We start from the raw sequence: 3,502 nt of genomic DNA on the forward strand, positions 1-3,502 counted from the left end.
ACAATGCCGTAGCTGAAGCAACATTCAAAATCCTCAAAACAGAGTTTGTGAAGGGCCGGAATTTCGATACATTGGAAGATCTAACAAGAGAATTGCACGACTATGTTCATTGGTTTAATCACATTCGGATTCATGGGACACTGGGTTATTTAAGCCCGATTGAGTATAAACTTGAACACCTTAAAAAAGTTGTCTAGTTTAGTGTTGACAATCCAGTTGAGATAATAGACGCTATGAAGGGGCTAGGTGGACATGGAACACTTCATGACGTTGCTTACAAGATTCTTGAAAGAGACATACTATGAAACTAATTCCTCTTTTAGAGACTGTTTCAATGAAAAATCTATTATCAGTCTAGTGATGACATACTACAAAGGGGTTAACAATCACATATTAATAGATAATTAAGGGGAAATTTACTAATGAAATGTTATATTTGTGACACTGCATTAACAAAAGAAAATGAGACCGAGGAGCACATTCTTTTAAATGCAATAGGTGGGAAGTTGAAGTCTAGGACATTAATATGTAAAGATTGTAATTCTAAGTTAGGTAGTGACATAGATAATAAGTTGGCACAACAGTTAAATCCAATAGCAAATTTTTTAGATATAAAAAGAGATAGAGGAAAACCTCAAAATGTAAAAGGTAAATACGAAAATAAAGAAATAATAATTGAACCAGGAGGCAAAATGAAACTCGCTAGACCGTATATTGATAAGGGTGAGAAAGTAGTACATATTGAAGCTTCAACAATGGGAGAAGCAACAAAAGTTCTCAGAGGTTTAAAGAGAAACCATCCCGATTTAGACATAGAAAAAGCAATTAAAAATGCAAAAAAAAGCAAAGACTATTTGCCTTCTGTAAGTGTTGGTATGAATTTTGGAGGGAAGGAATCTAAACAAGCTATTTGTAAAATGGCTGTAAACTTTTATATTTTGAATGGTGGAGACCCTACAACTATTAAACACTTCCTTCCATTCATCCAAGGAAAAGAGACAGAAGCAGAGGTTTATTATTTTTACCCAAGGGCTGAGGTTTTTTATAAAGGCGAAAAAGACGTAATGCACAGCTTGGTGCTAGTAGGAGACCCTGTGAAGAATGAGCTTTATGTTTATATTGAACTTTTTAATGAGTTTAAAATGTTGGTTTTTCTCGACAGGAAATATAATCTCGAGCCAATCTATAATAGTTATCATTATAATGTAGTAACTAATGAAGAAGTTGAGTACGATACACCTATAAGAATAGCACCCAAAGATTTGAGAAGGTACTCATTAAAAGATATTGATGAGTCAAAGTTCAAAGAGCGTATGAGGATACTTTTTCAAAGGATTGACACAGTTAGTACCGACAGAAGAATACATGAGATTACAACCAAAGCAATGGAGGAAATGAGTAAAAGATTCCCTCAACAAGAGAATCCAGTGTTTACTAAAGAAATGTTAGCATACCTCTCTAAAAGAGTGGCTGATGAGTTTGTTTTATCGTTCCAACATAGATTGTTTAAAAACGAGAATTAGTCTATTCATTTAACAGGTAGTATATTTGTTTAAATCCTAAAACCTTCTCCCAATTTGCCTGTTTTACTATGTAACCAATAAATAAACCGTAAAAAAGATTAATTAATTATAGAATTTTATACAATCAAAGTAAGGGGCTATAATATGAGTATTAAATTGTTAGCTAAGTTTGGATTACCCTACGTTTTAAGATTGGATGATAAAAAAATTCGAAACAAAATTACCAATTGACGATTTTTTCTCTTTTTATTAAATTACTTTCTTTCCAAATATTAATGATTCAGATAATGCCTACTATTCTTCGATAGGGGGATAACCCTGATGATTATGGCAAAAGGGAGATACGAGGTATTCTCCTTTTTTTGTTGTCTTTATACATACATGTAGAGTGATTAATTCTTTAATTTGGAAAAAATGGAAGTTAACTATTGAATTAATAAAGAGTTAGCGATAATGTGTAAGAGAGTATTGTAAACAATAGCAAGGGGGAAAAAAATTTGAATTTTTTAGTAATAGTAGGATTTTTAGCATTTATCGTTTTTTTGATTCTTACCATCATTTCTTTATTTAAGAAAAATGGCAAAACGAAAAGAAATGCTTTATTGACTGTAGGGGCGTTTGTGGTATGGATAGCTTGTTCTGCAAATGTAGATACAGAAAAAACTACGGTAACGGCTGAAACTGAAGAAATGAAAGATTTCGATAAAAAAGCAAAGCCTAAAAAGGAAAAAGAAGTGATTCCAACCAATGCACAAGTTTTAGGTGTTGTAAAAAAGGACATGACATTTGATGATTATAATAAAGCAAAAAAAGAGTTGAAGGTGCAAAGTGAAAAAAATGTCTCACTTGGTAACGGAAATTTGGGCAGTGTTATCAAAACAAAAGAGGGATATGTCGTTGCGGATACGGATGGTGAAAAAATATTTGGCGTTCACCAATTTAAGACAGAGGCAGAAGTTGATAAGTACGCAACAGACAGTATTGCCAAGGTAGAACAAGCAGAAACAGCCAAAGCAGAAGCTCAAAAAGAGAAAGAAAAAGCTGAAAAAGAAAAAGAAGCTAAGACAAGAGCAGACTCACTGCAAAAGAATTTTGATGAATTAATCAAGTCTTCCAATGGAGTTATTGTAGGTATAATTGAAAATCCATACGCTCCTGAAGGGACAAATGACCAATGGAATGTTATCTTGTCAGATGCCTGGTACAATTCCCAAGAGCATGAAAAGGAACGATTTGCTGAAACAGTTGGGGGTACAGTGGAAAGCTTTGTCAAAGGGGCTGGATTAGTAGAAATGGAAGATTCGGTTATTGTAGATTTTGTGGATACGTACAATAAAGCACTTGCTGAAGAACGCATCATCATGGGCGGTTATAAAATTAAACGATAAACCCCCAAAAAACTCACTCTACACATTGAAATACAACATATAATGTACATAACTACGGTCATTTGCTGTTTATAAAATTATCCTTTGATGTACAGATTATCGATTTTTATAAACCCGCCTATGTTAAGAGTATATGTTAGTTATGATAAAACAATAAATGAATGAAGAATATTTGATTAACGTTGGGGATTACAAATAATGCATATACCGAAATTCCCTGAAAGTTGTTGGCCAAGGGATTGTAACTGAAAAGGGAACCAAATTAGTGGTTCCCCTTTTTAATCAATCTTTAGTTTGTTCGTTACTATCTTTGTTAAACTGTTCTAACACTTCTAATCCGTTATCATGCCAACCTTTAAATCTATAAACCCGTTTAGTTACTTTTCTTCCTTGTCCTGTTGCTCCCACGTTTAATGTATTAGTTTCTGCACTTGCTTGTACCCCAATTCCACCTTTGCCTTCACCTTGTAACTGCTAAACTAAATTGAACAGTTTCCGCCAGATAAGATTGAACACTTTTCTTCCATAATATAAACCTGCTAAGCTATAATATTTCTTTTGAATTATTGTTTAGCTGGGGGATTGAAAGGT

General features: G+C 33.4%; 3 protein-coding genes. All 3 read left to right on the forward strand.

Translation table 11 applies throughout. The annotated features are described in order from the left end of the window. Positions 1-197 (forward strand): IS3 family transposase (locus LQ216_RS20165; protein ID WP_230131439.1); only part of this gene is annotated, 197 nt, incomplete at its 5' end. A gap of 225 nt (positions 198-422) precedes the next feature. After that, a complete protein-coding gene (locus LQ216_RS20170) occupies positions 423-1,523 on the forward strand; it encodes an HNH endonuclease (protein WP_230131441.1) in 1,101 nt (366 codons plus the stop codon). A gap of 497 nt (positions 1,524-2,020) precedes the next feature. Beyond that, a complete protein-coding gene (locus LQ216_RS20175) occupies positions 2,021-2,911 on the forward strand; it encodes a hypothetical protein (RefSeq protein ID WP_230131443.1) in 891 nt (296 codons plus the stop codon). Positions 2,912-3,502: the final 591 nt, after the last annotated feature.

The sequence above is a fragment of the Bacillus sp. CECT 9360 genome (genome assembly GCF_918741275.1).
Classification (GTDB): domain Bacteria; phylum Bacillota; class Bacilli; order Bacillales; family DSM-1321; genus Peribacillus.

Excerpts from the sequence above, each read along its gene's own strand:
- LQ216_RS20170 (WP_230131441.1), top strand. The coding sequence starts at position 423 with ATGAAATGTTATATTTGTGACACTGCATTAACAAAAGAAAATGAGACC.